The sequence below is a fragment of the Bacteroides sp. AF20-13LB genome (assembly GCF_003603065.1).
Taxonomy (GTDB): Bacteria; Bacteroidota; Bacteroidia; order Bacteroidales; family Bacteroidaceae; genus Bacteroides; species Bacteroides uniformis.
The window spans coordinates 110837-131464 of record NZ_QTMH01000002.1 but is presented as its reverse complement, the minus strand read 5'-3'; the positions used below and the strand labels follow the sequence as shown (position 1 = coordinate 131464).

General features: G+C 41.8%; 19 protein-coding genes. 16 read left to right on the top strand and 3 right to left on the bottom strand.

Annotation, left to right across the window (positions count from 1 at the left end; translation table 11 throughout):
* Positions 1-38 precede the first annotated feature (38 nt).
* The 8 genes from DWX62_RS02810 (at position 39) to DWX62_RS02785 (ending at position 7456) form a co-directional block, all read left to right on the top strand.
* Complete coding sequence (locus DWX62_RS02810; protein WP_117703234.1) at positions 39-1037, top strand: hypothetical protein; 999 nt, start codon at positions 39-41, stop codon at positions 1035-1037.
* Positions 1038-1350: 313 nt separating this feature from the next.
* Positions 1351-2958 carry a hypothetical protein gene (locus DWX62_RS02805; RefSeq protein WP_008665363.1) on the top strand — a complete coding sequence of 536 codons (1608 nt, stop codon included), beginning with the start codon at positions 1351-1353 and terminating at the stop codon, positions 2956-2958.
* A gap of 404 nt (positions 2959-3362) precedes the next feature.
* Positions 3363-3494 (top strand): hypothetical protein, encoded by a 132-nt coding sequence (locus DWX62_RS22450; protein ID WP_256373143.1) that lies wholly within the window; start codon positions 3363-3365, stop codon positions 3492-3494.
* Between the two features lie 25 nt (positions 3495-3519).
* Positions 3520-4536, top strand: coding sequence for a DUF3871 family protein (locus DWX62_RS02800; protein ID WP_117703233.1), 1017 nt, complete (start codon positions 3520-3522; stop codon positions 4534-4536).
* A gap of 48 nt (positions 4537-4584) precedes the next feature.
* Positions 4585-4707, top strand: coding sequence for a hypothetical protein (locus tag DWX62_RS22445; protein ID WP_255342452.1), 123 nt, complete (start codon positions 4585-4587; stop codon positions 4705-4707).
* 169 nt (positions 4708-4876) lie between these two features.
* A complete protein-coding gene (locus DWX62_RS02795) occupies positions 4877-5464 on the top strand; it encodes a tyrosine-type recombinase/integrase (protein WP_117703250.1) in 588 nt (195 codons plus the stop codon).
* Between the two features lie 686 nt (positions 5465-6150).
* Positions 6151-6963 carry a glycosyltransferase family 2 protein gene (locus DWX62_RS02790; RefSeq protein WP_008665367.1) on the top strand — a complete coding sequence of 271 codons (813 nt, stop codon included), beginning with the start codon at positions 6151-6153 and terminating at the stop codon, positions 6961-6963.
* 31 nt (positions 6964-6994) lie between these two features.
* Positions 6995-7456, top strand: coding sequence for a lipocalin family protein (locus tag DWX62_RS02785; RefSeq protein ID WP_009037600.1), 462 nt, complete (start codon positions 6995-6997; stop codon positions 7454-7456).
* 700 nt (positions 7457-8156) lie between these two features.
* Here DWX62_RS02785 and DWX62_RS02775 read toward each other — a convergent pair.
* The gene (locus DWX62_RS02775) at positions 8157-9167 is read right to left on the bottom strand and encodes a GGGtGRT protein (protein WP_025833460.1); all 1011 of its coding nucleotides are present in this window, start codon (positions 9165-9167) and stop codon (positions 8157-8159) included.
* Positions 9168-9185: 18 nt separating this feature from the next.
* On the bottom strand, positions 9186-9887 hold the full coding sequence (locus DWX62_RS02770; protein WP_005832778.1) for a nitrogen-fixing protein NifU: 702 nt from the start codon (positions 9885-9887) through the stop codon (positions 9186-9188).
* Positions 9888-10331: 444 nt separating this feature from the next.
* Here DWX62_RS02770 and DWX62_RS02765 point away from each other — a divergent pair, with 444 nt between their 5' ends.
* The 8 genes from DWX62_RS02765 to metH all read left to right on the top strand — a co-directional run bounded on the left by DWX62_RS02765 (position 10332) and on the right by metH (position 19146).
* Positions 10332-10829, top strand: coding sequence for a DMP19 family protein (locus DWX62_RS02765; protein WP_120172567.1), 498 nt, complete (start codon positions 10332-10334; stop codon positions 10827-10829).
* 94 nt (positions 10830-10923) lie between these two features.
* Positions 10924-12609, top strand: a complete 1686-nt coding sequence (locus tag DWX62_RS02760) for a tetratricopeptide repeat protein (protein ID WP_243636241.1) — start codon at positions 10924-10926, stop codon at positions 12607-12609.
* Between the two features lie 142 nt (positions 12610-12751).
* Positions 12752-13174, top strand: a complete 423-nt coding sequence (locus DWX62_RS02755; RefSeq protein WP_117991206.1) for a DUF3244 domain-containing protein — start codon at positions 12752-12754, stop codon at positions 13172-13174.
* A 29-nt stretch (positions 13175-13203) separates the two neighbouring features.
* Positions 13204-14373 (top strand): hypothetical protein, encoded by a 1170-nt coding sequence (locus DWX62_RS02750; protein WP_229120118.1) that lies wholly within the window; start codon positions 13204-13206, stop codon positions 14371-14373.
* 92 nt (positions 14374-14465) lie between these two features.
* Positions 14466-15338, top strand: coding sequence for a hypothetical protein (locus tag DWX62_RS02745; RefSeq protein ID WP_022401972.1), 873 nt, complete (start codon positions 14466-14468; stop codon positions 15336-15338).
* Positions 15339-15345: 7 nt separating this feature from the next.
* Positions 15346-15918: a Yip1 family protein gene (locus tag DWX62_RS02740; protein WP_008665379.1), complete on the top strand. Its 573-nt coding sequence runs from the start codon at positions 15346-15348 to the stop codon at positions 15916-15918.
* Positions 15919-15926: 8 nt separating this feature from the next.
* Positions 15927-16379: an SsrA-binding protein gene (gene smpB, locus DWX62_RS02735; RefSeq protein WP_005831836.1), complete on the top strand. Its 453-nt coding sequence runs from the start codon at positions 15927-15929 to the stop codon at positions 16377-16379.
* A 1-nt stretch (position 16380) separates the two neighbouring features.
* The gene (metH, locus tag DWX62_RS02730) at positions 16381-19146 is read left to right on the top strand and encodes a methionine synthase (protein ID WP_120172565.1); all 2766 of its coding nucleotides are present in this window, start codon (positions 16381-16383) and stop codon (positions 19144-19146) included.
* Positions 19147-19186: 40 nt separating this feature from the next.
* On the opposite strand, the gene DWX62_RS02725 is transcribed toward metH, so the two are convergent.
* Positions 19187-20608, bottom strand: coding sequence for a transglycosylase SLT domain-containing protein (locus DWX62_RS02725; RefSeq protein ID WP_005832767.1), 1422 nt, complete (start codon positions 20606-20608; stop codon positions 19187-19189).
* Between the last annotated feature and the right edge of the window lie 20 nt (positions 20609-20628).

The window sequence follows — 20628 nt, the reverse complement described above, 5'->3', positions numbered from 1 at the left end:
ATTTATAAACTTAATTATTAATTTAAATTTAAACAATTATGAAGAAAATTTATTTACAAATTAATATTGTAGCTAATAATGAAGTAAGAAACATAGCTTTCGCTAAGGGTATTAATCGTTCCATCAACTTGGGCAATGTAGAGAAGATATTAGCCATGATGAAGGTCAAAGGCTACAGAAAGGCAGAGCAGATACAAGTCATTAAGGCGGAAGATGTAATTAAAACTGGCGATATTAGCTTGGTTGATATTAATGGGCAAGATATAAAGCCGGAAGATGCTGCCAAATATTTCCTTGTATTGGACGGTCAGCATAGGGTTATTGCCGCAGCCCTCTATAATGAATGGGCAGCGGAGAACGGAAAGGAAACGATAGATGTCCCTGCCATTGAAGTTGAATTGCAAGGGAATGAAACCATTGCCGAATATATCAACGAGATTAATATTACCAAGAAGGAATGGACTACCCCAGATTATGTACGTGGTGCAGCCAATATTAACCCAGACAGTGAATTCCTGCAACGGTATAACGAACTGATAAAGAGCGAGAAGAACCCAGACGGTTATCCAATCTCAACACTGAACCTTATCTTTTGTGGCAATAATAACGCCATATCAAAGTCTGACTTCTCTCTATTATGCTCTGGGAAGGATGAGAAAGGAAAGAAGGTGAAGAAGCCTATCATTCCAGCCTATAATATGGAGATAGGCAACAAGTTCATCCAAATCTGCAAGGATAAAGGCTTTGATGACAAGGATATTGCCAAGAGACACCTAATTCAGCAATTTAATAATATCAAAACAACTGCGGGAGACGCCAACGAAGCTATTAAGATATTCCAGACCATCACCCAGAATGACAAGGCGGCAATGTTCAATACGCATGGAAATCTGGATGAGAGTTTGGTGATGGAGCAGTTCAAGAAGATAAGAGAACGGAATGGCAATCCTATTATCATTCCAGTTGAAGGGACTGGGACAGCCTCCACTGATGCAGATGAGGACATTCCTTATCTGGAAGCGGAAGAAGTCCGCTAATAAGAACCGGAGCCAATGTGAGAGGTTGGCTCTTCTGCTCCCAATTCTTCCAGAGTGGTGAATTTCCCCCATATAATAAGGTGGTTTACCCTAATAATTGAAGTTGAGAGTAATCTGTAGTCTGATTATTGGGGTCACAGATAGCTGTTTTCCAATCACCAAGTAGAAATGATGATAGAGTTGAAATTCCCAGAAAGTGGTGAATTCCCTCTATATAAAACGGTCAGTTACCCCAGTATTCAGAGTTTAGGATTATTTAAAGTCCAATAATTAGGGTCACAGGTAACATATTTAAAATCACAAAAGATAACTTATGATAAAGTTAGATATTCAAGAACGGGACGGTTTCCTCATTATGGACGACTTCCCAAAGAATTGCATCTTCAACAAGGTAAAGACGGGATGCGGTGCTACTACAATAGCGCTTACCAATGACGAGAATTACATTATTGCCGTACCTACAACAGAGCTGGTAATCAATAAGTGCTACCCACCTAAGGATAAAGACGGCAGGGACATTGCTTGGAAGAAGTCACAAATCCAAGCAGGCGTAAGTCCTACTAATGACAGACTGTTTGGTTTATATGGCAAGTTCACTAAGATAGTACAAATCCAGTTGAACAAGTTTCTTGCTAAGGACGGAGTTAAGAAGATAATCTGTACGTATGACAAGGTGGATAAACTGATTGACCTCATTAATCCGCTTGAATTCAAGATACTTGTGGATGAGTACCACAATTTGTTAAAGCAGTATGGCTTTAGGACAAAGGTAATAAATCAGATTATAGAGAAGTTCAAATGCTTCAAGTCTCATTGCTTCTTAACTGCAACTCCTATCCCAGAGCGATTTAAGCCCAAAGTATTTGCCGAAATGAAGGAATATATTGCCAACTGGCAGATAGTGGATAAGATTACAATCTACCCCTGCCCATGTGTCAAAGCAAGCACTACAGCAGCTAATGTTATCAAGCATTATAAAGACAACGGTCACTTTGTGTTGGACGGGATTAAGAGTGAGGAGGCATATTTCTTTGTCAACAGCGTAAGGGAGATTAAGGAGATACTTGAACAAGCCAAGCTGACCAATGATGAGTGCAGGATTATATGCGCTGACGACGAGATGAACCATTACAAGCTGGAAGGCTTTGAAATCTCCAGTTCAACAGCCCCAGTTAAACGGTTTACATTCGTGACCTGCAAGGCATTTGAAGGAGTGGACTATTATTCAGAGACGGCAATATGCTTTATCGTCAGTGACGGCTACAACAAGCATACCCTAATCAGCATTGACATGGATATTCCCCAGATTGCAGGACGTATCAGAACCAAGTCCAACCCTTTCAGAAACAAGATAGTCCATATCTTCAATGCAAAGGCTGTCAACTACTACGTTCCGTTTGATGTGATGGAGGAGAGGATAGAGGACGAACTTGCTACTGCTCGCAGAAGGGTGGAGCAACTGAATAGGGAGACTGATATAAAGATATTAAAGCAGCAGGATAAGGAGTTTGAAAGACTGGGCGTCCATACATATATCATCAAGAAGGATGGCAGATACGAAGTCAATGACATGGTTGCCCAGTTAAAGCTCTACCAACACTGGACTACACATATAGTATATAGGTCGTCCGAAGCACTGCAAGAGGCTTATAAGGAATTGGGGATGACAGTAACCAAAGGGTATGAGTGGAGTATCGCAGATGACAGTGCAGTAAAGGATGCTCTCAAACCGCCACAATTCAGAGACCGCCTCAAACGCTTCTGTGACTTGAAGGAGAAGCTTTCCCTAACGGACAATGAGCAACGGGAATTAAGGGTGATAACAGATAAATATCCATTCTTGGAGCAGGGATATAAACAGCTTGGGCAGACGTTGAGAAGGTATAGAACCATAAAGGAAATTAAGGCATTGATTGAGTAGGATTGAACTCCAGACTATTAAACGGGTCTGGAGTTTCTTGTTATACCCCAACTCAAATTAGGCAGTGTCTAAATAGTACCCCCTCCCTTCCAGATACGGGAACTCTTTCCATACAGTTACCAAGACTGCATAAAGTGCAATTATCAGCCAGAAAGCAGGCATGAGGTGTATATTATGCGCTTTATTGTCATGTTACTCCTACGTCCCTCACCTCTCTTAGATGGGAAATGAACGGTTTAACGCAATCGCATTCCAGACCGCAAACGCTTTGGCTACGGTATTACTGGCTACTACAGTAATGTCTGTGTATTACAGAGCACAATTGCGGAAGTCTATGGGGCATTACGCTATAAAGCGTGCTATTCCCTTTAATTCACTTATTACTAACCAATAAATTATCGCTTATGGAAGATTTAAAGGCAATTCTGACGGTTGGTGCAATACTCGTTGTACCGTTCATTACAGCACCGCAGGCAATGTTTGCCATAGTGCTGTACATTATCGTTTATATGGCGTTCAGATGGAGAAATTTCTAATTATCAACTTAATAATTTACAGATTATGGAAGCATTACAGATTATGCCAGTCATGGCACAGAGAAGGAACAGCAATTTAGGCGAATTTGCAGAGGATGCAACGGTTGTAACGGACGATACAAAGGGGAAACGACCTCTGTTCATAGAGGCTAATACAGTTGAAGCGACTTTACAGCATTTGAGGGACGACTGCATAATTCCAGTATTCGCCAAAGACAACGAGGCTACATTGTCGCACGTCTCGTTCATTGAAACGGTGCAGGATGCCGCACATACTTTCTTTAACGGTGAACGGATAGGGCAGCCGGATATAAGGGTGTCACACGTTATCAAAGGTCGTATTCCAGAAGCAATACATAAGCCTGCCAATCAGTTATTGGAGAGTGACAAGACCATTTATTACGAGCGTTGCGCTTTCGTGATTGAAATACCTACCATCTACGAGACGGTGAACGGTAATAGGCTGACCCTTACCATAGGTGGAGTTAGGGCTTATAACCATACCAATCTGTACAGTAAAAAGGGTGCAGAGCGTTTTAAGGTGTTCATAGGCTTCATTTGTAATGTCTGCACCAATTTATGTGTATCTACGGACGGTTATCTTACTTGTTTGGAAGTAACCAATACCAACGAATTATATCGTGCCGTATTGGAAATGTTCAACAAGTACGACCCTGCCAAGCACATACATCTGATGCAGACACTTGGCAATACCAGTATGACAGAACATCAATTCTGCCAGTTACTTGGAAGAATGCGACTTTATCAGTGCTTGCCACAAGGCTATCAGAAGGCTATCCCCAGAATGCTGCTTACTGATACACAAGTAAACAGTGTGGCTAAAGCCTACATTAATGATGAGAACTTTGGCTGTCTTGGCAGTGACCTATCCATGTGGAAGTTCTACAACCTGCTTACTGGCAGCAACAAGAGCAGCTACATAGACAGCTTTCTGGATAGAGCCTACAACGCTACAGAACTGGCAACGGGCATTGCATCCGCTCTGCATGGTGATGAAAGATACAGCTGGTTTCTCTCTTAGCTGTATCTGGAATTATATCCTATTACTGGTTTCTCAAAACTGGAGATTATGCTACGGAATTTATTCTATGTGTTACTGGCTACTTTGGTATTCTTCATTGCAATGGCATTGTTTCCATTTATAGCGGTAGGATATATCCTGCTGCTGGGCTATGCCATTGTTAAAGGATAGCTTGGTATGGAGGACATCTATATAACAAGGTATAGGTGTCCTCTTACTGTTAATGGGAGAAATGTTCACTTCTATTATTAGTGAATGTTCCTTTGATTATCAATAAGTTGGATATTCCAACTTAAAAATGATATTCACTTTTATTCATTTCATTATAAGACTGAACGTTATGTCACTTAAATATTCAAGTACAACCGCAGATTATCTGCAATGGAGCGAGGCAATGAACTTGATAAGGAAGTTAGCCAAAGACGGGAATTATAAAATCTCGCTTCTTGTTGCTCTGGGCTGTTTTACTGGCTTAAGAATATCTGACATTCTGGCTTTACGCTGGAATCAGATATTAAATGCGGAGGAATTTACCGTTATCGAAATCAAGACGGGAAAGCAAAGGACTGTGAGAATTAACATGCAGCTACAGAAGCATATCTGTGACTGCTACAAGCATATCAGTCCTATAGGCATAGACGCGCCTATATTGGTTAGCCGGAAAGGTACGGTCTATTCCATACAGAGGATAAATGTAATCCTCAAGGAGGTTAAAAGGAAGTATAGGCTGCATATAGGCAACTTCTCATGCCACAGCCTTAGAAAGACTTTCGGCAGGCAGGTCTATAACATGAACAGCGAAAGTTCGGAGCTTGCACTTGTCAAACTCATGGAGCTATTCAATCATTCCAGTGTATCAATTACCAAGAGATACTTGGGATTAAGGCAGGAAGAACTACTTAATACTTATGACTGCCTTAGCTTTTGATTACTGGCGGTTGCGCTCACCAATTATTAAGAATGGAGCGGAACTGCCTTTTAAGCCTACAATTCAAGTTGGGAGTAAATTTATAAAATTCTACTTATATAGACCTTTTACAAATTTGCTCCTAACCTTGATTTATGGAGTAGGAATGCCTTTCTGCATTTAATAAACAATAAGTTCTTGCCAATCAAACGTAAATTCGTAACTTTGCAGCAATTCTAACAGCCTAATGCGTTGGGAAGTTGGAAGGACATATTAGTTAACGAAGAGCGTTTAAGATATTATCTTACTGTGAAATCTGGACAATTTCAAAAGGTGAAGATAATAGGCAAGGACGCTCACGTCAGTGTTATATATTCACCTCTGTAGGGTGAACTATATACATATCTGGCGTGGGCATTGTTTATTATTCACCTTAGGCAGTCCAGAGCCTCACAGTAGTAATATTCAATGTTCCCACGCTTCTTTATTGTATAACGGTCAGTTAGGGAACACTGGCAACGATACAGATATTCACAAAACAGACAGTTCTATTTCTAACGTGGCAATCAATCAAATTGCGTGCAGCTTTATGCTGTGTACTCTGTGCACTTATTCAAGCCATTTCATCCATATATCCATATAAAAGAAGGCAAGAGTGTATAGAGTGGTAATAATTAATCTGATTAACTTATTTAAATCTGGTAGTAATGAATAGAAAGGACTTGGGGAAGATTTCCGTAATAGTCTCTACTTACAACCGTTGCGATGCTCTGCAAGTATGTTTACTCAGCTTGTTCAAGCAGACAGTCCTGCCCGATGAGGTCATTATAGGAGACGATGGCTCTACGGAAGAGACCGCCTCGTTGATAGCAAGGCTGCAAGAGCAGGCACCGTTTCCAATCATACATGTGTGGCATGAGGATAAAGGTTTCCGATTGGCTATGATGCGCAACAAGTGTGTAGCCCGTAGTACGGGAAACTATATCATAGAGATAGACGGTGATGTGTTCCTGCATCCAAAGCTGATAGCCGACCATCTCCGTGAAGCTGGCCGTGGCATTTACGTGAAAGGTGGAAGGGTAAACTTGGGCAAAGAGCTGACAGAGGAAATATGTAAGTCCGGTATGGTACGCCCGATTCATGTCTGGACGAAAGGAATTGAAAGCAAGCCGGAGAATGCAATCCATTGTATATGGCTGGCTCGCTTCTTGGCTCCGAGATACCGTAGAAAGCGTTCGGCTGCATTGGGCTGTAACATGTCCTTCTTCCGTGAGGATTTTATCAAGGTAAACGGTTATGATGAATTCTATGAGGGTTGGGGAAGTGAGGATATTGATTTGGGCAAGCGTCTGCTGAACAGTGGTTGCCGGAAACGGTATTTGAAGTTCGCAGGTATTGTTTACCACCTTTGGCATGAGGATAAGTTCATGTACAATAAGACAAAGAACTTGCAGTACATGAGAATGCTGGATGAACGGAAGACGGTACGCTGTACAAATGGAGTGGATAAATATTTATAAACTATATTACTAACTTAATTTATTAATTAAAATGAGAACATTAAGATTTATTGGAATGGCTATCGTAGCCGTAATTATGAGTGTTAACTTCGCAGCATGTAGTGATGATGACGAAGAAGAAAGTACACCTACTACAGAGAACATTGTAGGTCAATGGGTACTAACTTACGAAGAAGGGTATGAAATAGAGCCAGAATATCCTGAAGAAAACAGAGAATGGAGTCATGCACCTAAAGATGAATGCGAATATTTTGGTAATCTTACATTCAGAGCTGACGGTACATATACTGAATATGATTTGGATAATTCGGAATTAGATGAAGGGAAATGGGCATTGAGTAATAAGCTGCTGACACTTAGACCTATTGATGCCACTTATGCTCTTGATTTGAATGTTCTTGAAATATCCAACAGCAAGTTAGTTCTTGAATATATGGAGAAAGAGGATGATGGAGGGGTAGAATATGCTAAAATGACTTATAAAAGGAAATAAGTATTGAAGTATAAAGGCAGCATGGAATTAACTCCCTTGCTGCCTTGACTGTTTCCGCTTCTTGACTAATTTAGGCTTTCGCTTACTTGCTGCATCTTTAAAGAACTGTTCCAGTCTCTCTCTGGTAATAGGCAGGTAACTGACCTCTGTAACCATAGTTTCTTTAATCTCTTGTGGTAGGTAGTAGATAGTGTAACTTTTAGGAGAGTTCTTCTTGGTAAGTCTCATAATTGTATTAATTTGATAATTGATAATTGAATTAATCTGATACGAAGTTAACCATATTACAGAGGGGAAACTAATGTAAACTAAATGTTCTTGAATTTGAAGGTAGAGGTGTAAAGCAAATAGTATAAAGTTGTATGATTGAAGTAATTTCGTCACATGCCATTAATAATATAAGATAGGAGGTGTTTAATATGATTTTGATATTAGTTGATACATAGTGACTTATGAATGTCTTGCTTTGTTGTGACGGTATAGATACCCCGTCACAAGTACGTCACAGAATTAGCAATAATGTGGCAATTTATAGAGAATTTATAGAGTATAATATAGTACACCGTCACAATTGATAAAGTGATGATATTAAAGGATGATAGGCAAAGGTGAGTAGAGCAAGGATAGCGTGGAAGTCTGTTAAAACAAGAAGAGCCTTCCCTAAGGAAAGCTCTTCACATATAATCTGTATATCAGATGATTACTTGCTCAAAGCTTGAGCCACGTCAACCGCACAAGCCACTGTACATCCTACCATCGGGTTGTTACCGATACCCAGGAATCCCATCATTTCCACGTGAGCAGGAACTGAAGATGAACCGGCGAACTGAGCGTCTGAGTGCATACGACCCATTGTGTCCGTCATACCGTAAGAAGCCGGTCCGGCAGCCATGTTGTCCGGGTGCAGAGTACGACCAGTACCACCACCGGATGCCACTGAGAAGTACGGCTTGCCAGCCAATACGCGTTCTTTCTTATAAGTACCTGCAACCGGGTGTTGAAAGCGGGTCGGATTCGTAGAGTTACCAGTGATGGATACATCCACGCCTTCTTTCCACATGATAGCCACACCTTCGCGAACATCGTCTGCACCGTAGCATTTTACTTTGGCACGGGGACCGTCGCTGTATGCGATTTCACGAACTACTTTCAGTTCACCTGTATAGTAATCGAATTGAGTCTGAACGTATGTAAAGCCGTTGATACGAGAGATAATCTGTGCAGCGTCCTTGCCGAGACCGTTCAGGATGCAACGCAGAGGTTCTTTACGTACTTTGTCTGCTTTAGCGGCAATTTTGATAGCACCTTCGGCAGCAGCGAATGACTCGTGACCTGCCAAGAAAGCGAAGCACTTAGTCTCCTCGCGCAGCAACATGGCAGCCAGGTTACCATGACCGATACCAACCTTACGGTCGTCGGCTACAGAACCCGGGATACAGAATGCCTGCAGGCCGATACCGATAGCTTCGGCAGCTTCAGCAGCGTTCTTGCAGCCCTTCTTGATAGCGATGGCACAACCTACAACGTAGGCCCACTTTGCATTTTCAAAACAGATAGGCTGAGTTTCTTCACACGTCATATAAGGATCAAGTCCATGAGCTTCGCAGATAGCGTTAGCCTCTTCGATGTCTTTGATGCCGTTTTCGTTCAGAGCAGCGATGATCTGCTTGATACGACGGTCTTGACTTTCAAATTTCACTTCTCTAATCATATTCTTTTCCTCCTTATATTATTCGTGACGTGGGTCAATGTGTTTAACTGCTCCTTGTTCTGCTGTTACGCGTCCGTAAGTACCGGTAACTTTCTTCAAAGCTTCGTTTGCGTCAGTTCCCTTCTTGATTTCATCCATGAACTTGCCCAGGTGAACAAACTCGTACCCGCAAATTTGGTCGTCCTTGTCCAGGAATACATTCTTGATGTAACCTTCGGCCATTTCCAGGTAACGGGGACCTTTAGCCAAAGTACCGTACAGTGTACCTACCTGGCTGCGCAGACCTTTACCCAAGTCTTCCAGACCGGCACCGATAATCAAGCCGCCTTCCGAGAAAGCAGACTGAGTACGACCGTAAACGATTTGCAGGAAGAGTTCGCGCATAGCTGTGTTGATAGCATCGCAAACGAGGTCAGTATTCAATGCTTCGAGGATAGTCTTTCCCGGGAGGATTTCTGATGCCATAGCAGCAGAATGAGTCATACCGGAGCAACCGATAGTCTCAACCAAAGCTTCCTGGATAACGCCTTCCTTTACATTGAGGGTTAATTTACATGCACCTTGCTGAGGAGCACACCAGCCAATACCGTGTGTCAGACCAGAGATGTCAACAATTTCTTTAGCTTTTACCCATTTACCTTCTTCGGGAATAGGAGCCGGTCCGTGATTAGGACCTTTCTTCACAACACACATGTGTTCCACTTCGTGTGAATAAGTCATAATTAGCTCTTTTTTTAAGTGATATAATTAAAAAAAACGTAGTCCACTTTTATTAGTCGGGTGCAAAGTTAGTTGTTTTCCCCGTTTCTGCCAACTGTTCAATTTGACTTTTTTTAAAAAAAGAAGTAATAAGAAGCTGAATTTCTGCGGAATGTAAAGTGGAGTTTGCAGTTGACTGTTTTTTCTCGTCTCTGATAGGATTTGTGAATCAATAGGGTATGTGCTTGTCAATCAGGAAGTAATTTTGCCAACCCCTTGCTTGCGTCTTGGCAAACTTTTGCCATGCCTATGGCAAAGTTTTGCCAACACGGTGGCAAAGTCTTGCCAATGGTAAGGCAAAATCCTGCCAACTGGTTGGCAAGGCGAAGAAAATAAAGGGGAGTCCGTGTTTGACTATGACTGCAAAGTCTTACCTTTGTGGCACAATTAAATAAAATACAAACTATGATAGAAGTTACAGATGTGGCATTGCGCCAGGCTGTCGGCGAAGGGATGGATACATTTATCGGCGTATTCACCGATGCTTATAAGAAAGAAATAGGCGGAGAAATGACTGCCGGGACGATGCCTTTGCTTACCGGTGAACAGCATTCATTGTTGGCCTATCAGATATTCCGTGATGAAGTGATGGAAGGGGGCTTCTGCCAACTGATTCAAAATGGTTATGGCGGTTATATTTTCGACAATCCGTTTGCCAAAGTGATGCGTTTGTGGGGGGTGGGCGATTTGAGTAAGTTGATTTATGCAGCCAAGAAAATATACGATAGCCATCGTGACGACTTGGAACGTGAACGCACGGACGAGGAGTTTATGGCAATGTACGAGCAATATGAGGCTTTCGATGAGTTGGAAGATGAATTTTTGGAAAAAGAGGAGGAATATACAGCTTTGGTTGCCGGCTATGTGGATGAACATTTGGAGCTGTTTGCCAAGATTGTGTGATAGAGAGTAACGAGGAAAGTCATATTAGCCTATACCCATTCTTGCCTCTCGGTATTGGAGAGATGTTCTATCTGAAAGCTAAAATATGCGAGCTATGAATGCCGGGATGAAAAATGGAATTAATTTATTGATGATTCTTGTATTGTTTATCTCATGTGTACAAGAAAAAGAGGACGATAATGTCTTAAGCCGTGTGGAAGCGTGTATGGAATTATTTCCTGATAGTGCCTTGTCGCTTCTGAGTCAAATTGATTGTCCCGAATGTTTGAGAGGACAACAGAGAGCAGATTATGCTTTGCTTTTAACGCAGGCTTTGGATAAAAACTATTTGGATAGTTTGCAGTCAGACTCATTGATAATGATAGCGGTAGAATATTATAAACAGGAAGGTGATAAATTGAAGGCAGGGAAGGCTTACTTTTATTATGGAAAAGTGATGTTGTTAAAGGAGCGCTTCTCAGATGCTATGCAGGCTTATCTGGAAGCATCGAGTCTCTTGGAAGAAACTAGGGATTATAAAGTACAAGGGATGGTCTGGGAATATATAGGGTATTTGAACTCGGTTCAAGGATTGTATGAAAATTCTATAGACAATTTTAAACATTCTATCAGGTACTATGAACTGGCGAGTGATAGACGTCGTATTTTATATGGTTATAGGAATACGGCAAGAGGCTATTTTTCGGTACATCATAATGATAGTGCAGGTTGGTATGCTGAAAAAGGGCTTGTGTTGAGTGACACTGTTAGTGGTATGAAGGCATCTTTTCTACATTTATTAGGACTTATTGCCAATAATGAAAAACGATATCCACAAGCAATAGAGTATTTTTCAAATGCAATGGAAGTTTGTGATAATTTAAATGATAAATATCGTTATAGTTTGTCTTTGGGACGTGTTTATTCTGAAGTAGGTCAAAAGAAAAAAGCTGAAGATTGTTTTGTTTCTTGTATCAATGCAACTAATATTTTTGTGTCTTCGGGTGCATATTACTATTTGGCTGATATGCATAAAAAAGATGGTAATTATTTGAAAGCGTTTTTGTATAAAGAGAAGTCTGATTCATTATTAGAGGTGACTCGTAATGCTGAACTGCAAAAGCAGTTGTTGGATTTGCAGAATAAGTATGAAAATGATAAGCTTATTTTGGAAAATAAACAGATAAGGCTGGAAAATGAGAAACAGACTTATTTTTATTTGTTTTTATTTGTATTCATATTAGGGTTGGGCATCATCGCTTTCTTTCTGGTTAGGAAAAGGTATCGAACAAAATTGTTGCGTAATGTCGAGATTATTGGAAATAATAATGCAATTATTAATAGATATGCTTGTAGAATTGCAGAATTGGAGAATGTGAGCTTACAAGAACGTCAGGCTAAAAAAGAGGAAATAGGAATCCTGAATAGAAAAATCCTTTGTTTAATAGCAGAAAATAAGCGAGTATGTGAGAATTCGAGTGTTGACGCCTTGTTTGTATTAGAGGAATTGAAGCAAGGAAATTTGATTATTAGTAATATGACTATTGCTGAACGGCAACATATATTTGACTTTCTGGATTTGGTTCATGCGAATTTTATTACTCGACTTAAACAAGAGTTTGATTTAACAAAAAATGAATTATTGTTGGCTGCGTTGCTGAAAGTGGGATTCTCTAACAAGCAATTAATGATTGTTTTTGATTGTGAAATGAAATCCATATATAAAAACAGACAAAGACTAAAAGCAGATTTAGGACTTACTAAGAATGATTCTTTAGAGCAAATGATAATGATGTATTGAGAAAAAACGTTTTTTTGTCCTATATGTTTCTTTGTAGTGTGTTGATATATAATTTATTACCTGCCCTATTTTTGTCCGCATAGTTATTGCTGAATTATTGTTGAATAGTCCCTAATTTTGTATAAATAAAAAATGAAAGACTATGAAACTGAAAATTATCTTATCTGTATTGTTGCTATTTTCTTTATTAAAGGTCGATGCTAATTCTTTGGCCAATAAAAGTATTGCTTCTGGAAGGGTGGCAGTCTTTTTGTATTCAAATGATATTCCTTTTGAAATTCTAACTACGGGAAAAGAAGATGGAAGCCGTTCCGTTGTACCATTAGTACCATTTGTTGTATTCGTTGATGACTTTAATTATTTCATAGAATTGGATTTTATGGAAGGAATCGGGGTTGTGGAAATTGTCATTTCTCAAAGTGGTTCTGTAATTTATTCTTCTTCCGAGAATATTTTATCTCCCCTTCGGAAATATTTGCAACTTCCTTTTGGAGTATCAGGGGAGTATTGTATAGAAATTAAAGGAGATAATGGGGCATATGTATATGGCTGTTTTGAATTATGATATATTGTTAACTAAAAAATGTAATGCTTATGAAAAAGATTAGTTTATTATTGGTAGGAGTGTTAGCTCTATTTTCTTGTGAGCAAGAGGAATTGGATAACTTTGTGGAAAGTAGTGGTGTGTGGCAGGTGATGACAAGGGCGATAGGTTCTAGTGCGGATTTTGATCCGATAAGTGAGCTTGCCGAAATTCCAGTGAATATTTTGAATATTGGAAACTCTAAACAAAAGTATCTTACTTGTAAAGAGAAAGGTACTGAAATTTGTTTAACAGATAAAGATGATGGATCTTTGAGGCAGAGATGGTATCTGAAGTATGGAAGAACTATTGTTGTTGCTGGGGGAAATAATAGAGTGACATCCGATACATATGGAGTTGTTACTCCTAATAACTATTTATCTTCAGAAATACCTGATAATCTTCGTTTGAGTTATTGGAATAAATCAACTTTTGATTCACCTTTGGCTGGACCTGGCTTAAGCTTTAATTGTTTGGCTGATGCTAATTGTATGATATATACGATGTATGGAAACTTTAATACTGGTTTGTCTTCTTATTATTTGCAATCAGAATCTTCAACGTCTTCCTCTGTAAAGTTTAAAACGAATAATTCCTCAAGCCTCGCTTTATGGGAAATAGTTCCTGTTGGTGAATATGAACTTGTTGGTTTAGAGTATGTACGGACTACGGTTGATAGCTTTGAACCTACAGAAGTGATTTGTGACCATGATGAATATACAAATGAACATTTAAGCGTTGATACATGGAACTATTCTTTATCTACAAGCTATACAGAAAAATCTGATTTTTCAAAAACAGAAGGAGTAAGTGTCACTATTTCAGGAGGATTGAACGTGGGTATACCTAATGTGGTAGGAGATGATTCTTCGCTTGGAGTAAATGTTTCTGTACAGCAGCAGACAAATAAATCTTGGACTTATGGTACAAGTGATAGTAAAACGGTAACAAAAACGAGAACTGGACAAATCCCGATTCAACCAGGTGAAACTGTAAAACTTGATGCGGTGTTAATCATGTACAAAGGTAGTTTGACTTACGTTGCTACATTAAGGAAAATAGGGGATACTAAAACGTTTAGAGTTAAAGGAAAATGGAGTGGAGACTGCTTTTCTTCTTTTGAAGCTAGAACATATAATCCAACAACAGGGAAATTGGTAGGAGAATATGTTTTAGAATAATGTGATTATCTAAATTATGGTTGTTTATAAATGTTAAATAGATATTGGGGCTTGCAGTATTTAGATTAATCTTTCATTTAATCTTAAAAACAATGAAAAAACGAGGAGAGTACTATATTACTCAATTCTTTTATCTAAATTTGCAAACTCTAATATTTATAGGAAAGATGAAACAATTAAAATTCTTGATGGTTGCCTTGACATTGTTGATGGGCATTTCGTTTACTTCGTGTCTGAATTCAGATGACGGAGAGTATGATGACATTTATGGCATGGTTTTAGTGAATAACTATATGGGATTACTCTCTTTTGAAGATGCTGCGGGTAACACTTATCAACCTACACCGGCTTCTGTTACTCAATTTGAGGCAAATTCAAGTTTGAAGATTTCAGATTCTCGAATGGGAATCATCTTAGGAAAGAGCATAGAACCTGAGACGAATGAAAAATCTAAAACTACCAACTTCACTTTGAAGAATTTTCAGCCTATTTCTTTTGCAAACGCTGTCGTATCAATGACAGCAGAAAGCTTGGTTGTTGATGCGCCGGAAACAGCACCGGTGATAACTTTGAAATTGGAAAATGGGTCAGTTCAGCCATTTTTGTATAACAAGGATATACTTGTAACTCCTATAGCTTGGAGACTGCAAAATGACAACGATAAGTTTAAGATGCATAAATTTGCTTTAGCTTGTGTACTGGATGAAATTGAAGCAGGGGCCACAGACCTTGTTTTCTATCTGCGTCATGATAAAGGTGCTGATGATAAGACAGATGTTTATTATTCTAATTGGTATGGGTATGATATAAAAAATGCTTTAGAAAGGTTTAAAGAAAAAGCAGGAAATCTTCCTACTAAATTAGTTATTAAGTCGCATGAAAGTGGAAATAATAGCAATACAGAAATACCGGAAAACTATACGGAATATACTGTAGAATACAAAATTGCGTCTACTAATCAATAAATTGATATTGAATTACAAAGATTTATTTCATATAGCAATACTACTGATTTCCTCTCCGGCTCGTGCCTGGGAGGAAATTAGTTTAGAGGATAGACGAAAAGTATTTACTACTTTTGTCTATCCTATGATTGGTTTATGCGGGTTGTCCGTTTTCATCGGCTCTTTGATGAAGATGGGATGGGACGGGCCGCAAAGCTTTCAATATGCCATGACACAATGCTGTGCGGTGGCTGTATCCTTGTTTGGAGGATATTTTTTGGCAGCCTATCTCATCAATGGGTTGCGTGTCCGCATGTTTATGCTGGACAGTGATATTCCTTTGGCGCAACAGTTTGCAGGTTATGCACTGGTAGTGGTGTTCATGCTGAGGATTGTTATCGGCATATTGCCTGATTTCGGCATTATGGCTCTGTTGCTCCAATTCTATATCGTGTATGTTGTGTGGGAAGGAAGCAAAAAGGTGATGCAGATAGCGGAAAAAGACCGTTTGCGTTTCACCATTCTTTCTTCTATTTTGTTAATAGCTTGTCCGGTGGCCATTGAATGGATATTCAATAAGCTGACGGTAGTGCTAAACTGATAAATGTTATGAAACAAGCTCCTGTAAATATAAAGAATAAGCGTGCTACGTTCGATTACGAACTGACGGACACCTATACGGCTGGCATTGTGCTTACGGGCACAGAAATCAAGTCCATCCGGTTGGGGAAAGCAAGCTTAGTCGATACGTTCTGTTACTTTGCCAACGGCGAATTGTGGGTGAAGAACATGCATGTGGCCGAATACTTCTATGGTTCGTACAACAATCACAATGCACGTAGGGAGCGCAAGCTTTTGTTGAATAAGAAGGAACTTGAAAAACTGATGCGCGGCACGAAAGATCCGGGTTTCACCATTGTTCCCGTGCGCTTGTTTATCAATGAAAAAGGGCTGGCCAAACTTGTGGTGGCACTTGCCAAAGGTAAGAAGCAATATGATAAGCGCGAATCACTGAAGGAAAAAGATGACAAACGCGATATGGCGCGTATGTTTAAAAGATAATATGAGTAAACTTGGTAGTTTGGTGCGTGAGCGCATCCTTATTCTGGATGGTGCAATGGGCACCATGATACAGCAATACAACTTGACAGAGGAAGATTTTCGGGATGAACGCTTCTCGCAGATTCCCGGACAGATGAAAGGTAACAATGACCTGCTTTGTCTGACACGCCCCGATGTGATACAAGACATTCACCGCAAGTATCTGGCGGCAGGTGCGGATATTATCGAAACAAATACATTCAGTTCCACCCGCGTCAGTATGGCCGATTATCATGTGCAGGACTATGTGCGTGAGATGAATCTTGCCGCAGTGCGCCTGGCACGCAAAGTGGCAGATGAGTTTACTTCTCTTACTCCCGACAAACCCCGTTTTGTGGCAGGCTCCGTAGGACCGACGAACAAGACCTGCTCCATGAGTCCCGATGTGAACAATCCGGCCTTTCGTGCCTTGAGCTACGATGAACTGGCCGATGCCTACCGTGAGCAGATGGAAGCATTGCTCGAAGGTGGTGTGGATGCTTTGCTGATAGAAACCATTTTTGATACACTGAATGCCAAGGCTGCTATTTTTGCCGCCGGGCAGGCGATGGAAACTGTAGGAGTTCATGTACCCTTGATGCTCTCTGTGACTGTTTCTGATATTGGAGGGCGTACTCTGTCGGGACAAACTTTGGATGCTTTTCTCGCCTCCGTGCAACATGCCGATATTTTTTCAGTTGGGTTGAACTGCTCCTTTGGCGCCCGCCAGCTGAAACCTTTCCTGGAGCAGCTTGCTGCCCGTGCACCTTATTATATCAGTGCTTATCCCAACGCCGGACTGCCCAACAGTTTGGGCACATACGACCAGACTCCTGCCGATATGGCACATGAAGTAAAAGAGTATATCCATGAGGGATTGGTGAATATTATCGGTGGTTGTTGCGGAACGACAGATGCCTACATTGCCGAGTACTCCTCGCTGATTGCCGGTGCAACGCCCCATCAGCCGGTTCCCAGACCGGAAAATCTTTGTCTCTCCGGGCTTGAACTTCTGGAAGTGAAGCCGGAAAATAACTTCGTGAATGTGGGTGAACGCTGTAATGTTGCGGGTTCGCGCAAATTCTTGCGTCTGATTAATGAAAAGAAATATGACGAGGCGCTCAGCATTGCCCGCCAGCAGGTGGAAGACGGTGCGCAGGTCATCGATATAAATATGGACGACGGACTGCTGGATGCTCAAGTGGAGATGACGACTTTCCTCCATCTGATAGCTTCGGAACCGGAGATTGCCCGTGTTCCCGTCATGATAGACTCCTCTAAGTGGGAAGTGATTGTGGCCGGATTGAAATGCTTGCAAGGCAAGTCCATCGTCAACTCCATCTCCTTGAAGGAGGGGGAAGATAAATTCCTGGAGCATGCGCGTACCATAAAGCAATATGGTGCGGCAGCCGTGGTGATGGCTTTTGATGAAAAAGGGCAGGCAGACACGTACGAACGTAAGATTGAGGTCTGCGAACGGGCATACCGTCTTTTGGTGGACAAGATAGGTTTCAATCCCCATGATATAATTTTCGACCCGAATGTACTTGCCGTGGCAACCGGTATGGACGAGCACAACAATTATGCTGTAGACTTTATCCGTGCCGCCGGATGGATACGGAAGAATCTGCCCGGTGCGCATGTCAGTGGAGGAGTGAGTAACCTTTCCTTCTCTTTCCGCGGCAATAATTACATTCGCGAGGCGATGCATGCCGTATTCCTTTACTATGCCATCCGCGAGGGCATGGATATGGGTATCGTCAATCCGGCTGCCTCCGTTCTTTACACCGATATTCCCGCTGATATATTGGAGCGCATAGAGGATGTGGTCTTGAACCGTCGTCCCGATGCTGCCGAGCGCCTGATAGAAACTGCCGAACGCTTGAAAGCGGAAGCAGAGGCGGCAAAAACTTCTGGAGGAGAGCGGCAGGCTGCCGCCCATTCCCAACTTGCCTGGAGAGAGGGGACTCCTGTGGAAGAACGGTTGAAGTACGCCTTGACAAAGGGTATCGGCGATTATCTGGAAGAAGACCTTGCCGAAGCGCTGAAGCTGTATCCCAAGGCTGTTTCCATCATTGAAGGTCCGTTGATGGCAGGCATGAATCATGTCGGCGACTTGTTTGGGGCAGGCAAGATGTTCCTGCCGCAAGTAGTGAAGACGGCGCGCACCATGAAGAGGGCGGTTGCCATCCTCCAGCCCGTAATCGAGTCGGAGAAAGAAGAAGGTGCGACTGCTGCCGGGAAGGTACTGCTGGCTACAGTGAAAGGTGATGTGCACGACATTGGCAAAAATATAGTCTCGGTAGTAATGGCCTGCAACGGGTACGATATAGTGGACCTTGGCGTCATGGTGCCTGCCGAAACCATTGTACAGCATGCCATAGAGGAAAAGGTAGACATGATAGGATTGAGTGGCTTGATAACCCCTTCGCTGGATGAAATGGTGCATGTAGCCATTGAGCTGGAAAAGGCAGGTCTGGACGTTCCTCTGCTGATAGGTGGTGCCACGACTTCACCGCTTCACACAGCTCTGAAAATTGCTCCGGTCTATCATGCTCCCGTAATCCATCTGAAGGACGCTTCACAGAATGCTACAGTAGCAGCCAAGCTGATGAATCCTAAGACAAAGGAGGAGCTGGAAGAAGAACTGCATGAGAAGTATCGGCAGTTGTGCGAAAAGAACCGGGAGAAACAAGTGACAACCGTTTCCCTGGAAGAAGCGAGAAAGAACAAACTGAATCTGTTTTAAATAGGAAGGAAAATAAGGATTAGGGATTAATCCTTAATCCCTATTTTTTTATCTTCTTCTTGTATTGCTCGAAGCGTGACGTAATATCCCTTACGAAGTTATAAGTTTCAATGCCACGGAAATAGCCGTTTTTGCAGACGGGGTCGGTGAAGTATTCCTCATTGCTTTTTAGCAGAATGAAGTTTTCTACATTATCACGCCAGACATATTTGTTTTTGCCGTATTTTTCGGCCAGTGCCATGGCATCCAGCACATGGCCGATACCGGAATTATAAGATGCCAGCACAAAGTTGATGCGTTCTTCCTGGGGTATCTTGGAAAAACTTTTGGCTGTGGCGCCTATGTATTTCACGGCAGCCTTTATGCTCTCTTCAGGGTTCTGTTCCTTTCCTTCGGGTAGCCCCATAGCCCTGGCTGTGGCAGGCATCAGTTGCATCAGCCCCCTGGCACCCGCCCAAGATACGGCAGTGGAGTCGAAGTTGGATTCTGTATACGCCAGAGACGCCAGCAGACGCCAGTCCCAGTCTATTTCGGGAGCATATTTCTTGAACAAATCATCGTAATGGGAAATTTTTCCTTCGCGCAGGGAGAGGATAGGAGAGTGGGGAATGGCCTTGCCGATTTCAAAATATCGTTTCATACTTGCCGTATAGGCAGGTGAAGTCATATTCTCCTCGTGCCATTTGTTGGCGGCGGCTGCCAGTTGCGGACAGTCTTTCCGGACTGCCCACGATGCACGCTGGTCAAAGCTGATGGAGAGTCCGATATTTAGGTTGGGGTAATAGGTGGTATTAAGCTGTGCCACATCATTGTCTGCTACGGTATAGGGGATTTTTCCTTGTGCCACCTGGGTGATGAGGTCTTCTGCACTGATACTGTCGTTGGTCACTTTATGGATGTGGATACCTCCTCCGAGCTCTTCGTCCAGATTGACCAGCCGTTCATAATATTTTCCGGGCTTCACATATACATCTTTCCCGATGAGTTCCGTCACGTCTTTCAGTGGTTTGGTGCGTCCGCCGTTACGTTGCACGATGACTTGGTGCGTGATGACCTCCTCACCGCAATATATCAGGCTGTCTTTCCATTCTTTAGTGATAGGCAGGTTGTAGGCAATGAGGTCTCCCTTGCCTGCCAATAACTTCTCTATGAGTTCGTGCACGTTCCGGGCTACCTCTATTCTTAGCTTTACTCCCAGGCTCTTGGCAAACTGTTCGCTTAGCTCATACTGGAATCCCATGTCCTGGCCACGGTAGATGAAGTAGGAAGTGGAACTGTACAGTGTCAATACGACCAGTTCTCCGCTGTCCTTTATCTGTTGCAGGTCATCCGCTTCTTCTTTTTCGGCAGGATGTCCTCCACGGCATCCTGCGATGCAGCACAACAACAACAGCAAGATAATTGGGACGGGAGAATTGATAATGGATGATTTATGTCTGGCGAAAGAAAACAGGCTGTTCATATCTCATAGGGTTTAGTGCG

What these genes read in the sequence shown, in the direction of transcription:
- DWX62_RS02810 (WP_117703234.1), top strand. Translation starts at nt 39, where the DNA reads ATGAAGAAAATTTATTTACAAATTAATATTGTAGCTAATAATGAAGTA.
- DWX62_RS02805 (WP_008665363.1), top strand. Translation starts at nt 1,351, where the DNA reads ATGATAAAGTTAGATATTCAAGAACGGGACGGTTTCCTCATTATGGAC.
- DWX62_RS22450 (WP_256373143.1), top strand. Translation starts at nt 3,363, where the DNA reads ATGGAAGATTTAAAGGCAATTCTGACGGTTGGTGCAATACTCGTTGTA.
- DWX62_RS02800 (WP_117703233.1), top strand. Translation starts at nt 3,520, where the DNA reads ATGGAAGCATTACAGATTATGCCAGTCATGGCACAGAGAAGGAACAGC.
- DWX62_RS22445 (WP_255342452.1), top strand. Translation starts at nt 4,585, where the DNA reads ATGCTACGGAATTTATTCTATGTGTTACTGGCTACTTTGGTATTCTTC.
- DWX62_RS02795 (WP_117703250.1), top strand. Translation starts at nt 4,877, where the DNA reads ATGTCACTTAAATATTCAAGTACAACCGCAGATTATCTGCAATGGAGC.
- DWX62_RS02790 (WP_008665367.1), top strand. Translation starts at nt 6,151, where the DNA reads ATGAATAGAAAGGACTTGGGGAAGATTTCCGTAATAGTCTCTACTTAC.
- DWX62_RS02785 (WP_009037600.1), top strand. Translation starts at nt 6,995, where the DNA reads ATGAGAACATTAAGATTTATTGGAATGGCTATCGTAGCCGTAATTATG.
- DWX62_RS02775 (WP_025833460.1), bottom strand. Translation starts at nt 9,167, where the DNA reads ATGATTAGAGAAGTGAAATTTGAAAGTCAAGACCGTCGTATCAAGCAG.
- DWX62_RS02770 (WP_005832778.1), bottom strand. Translation starts at nt 9,887, where the DNA reads ATGACTTATTCACACGAAGTGGAACACATGTGTGTTGTGAAGAAAGGT.
- DWX62_RS02765 (WP_120172567.1), top strand. Translation starts at nt 10,332, where the DNA reads ATGATAGAAGTTACAGATGTGGCATTGCGCCAGGCTGTCGGCGAAGGG.
- DWX62_RS02760 (WP_243636241.1), top strand. Translation starts at nt 10,924, where the DNA reads ATGAATGCCGGGATGAAAAATGGAATTAATTTATTGATGATTCTTGTA.
- DWX62_RS02755 (WP_117991206.1), top strand. Translation starts at nt 12,752, where the DNA reads ATGAAACTGAAAATTATCTTATCTGTATTGTTGCTATTTTCTTTATTA.
- DWX62_RS02750 (WP_229120118.1), top strand. Translation starts at nt 13,204, where the DNA reads ATGAAAAAGATTAGTTTATTATTGGTAGGAGTGTTAGCTCTATTTTCT.
- DWX62_RS02745 (WP_022401972.1), top strand. Translation starts at nt 14,466, where the DNA reads ATGAAAAAACGAGGAGAGTACTATATTACTCAATTCTTTTATCTAAAT.
- smpB (WP_005831836.1), top strand. Translation starts at nt 15,927, where the DNA reads ATGAAACAAGCTCCTGTAAATATAAAGAATAAGCGTGCTACGTTCGAT.
- metH (WP_120172565.1), top strand. Translation starts at nt 16,381, where the DNA reads ATGAGTAAACTTGGTAGTTTGGTGCGTGAGCGCATCCTTATTCTGGAT.
- DWX62_RS02725 (WP_005832767.1), bottom strand. Translation starts at nt 20,608, where the DNA reads ATGAACAGCCTGTTTTCTTTCGCCAGACATAAATCATCCATTATCAAT.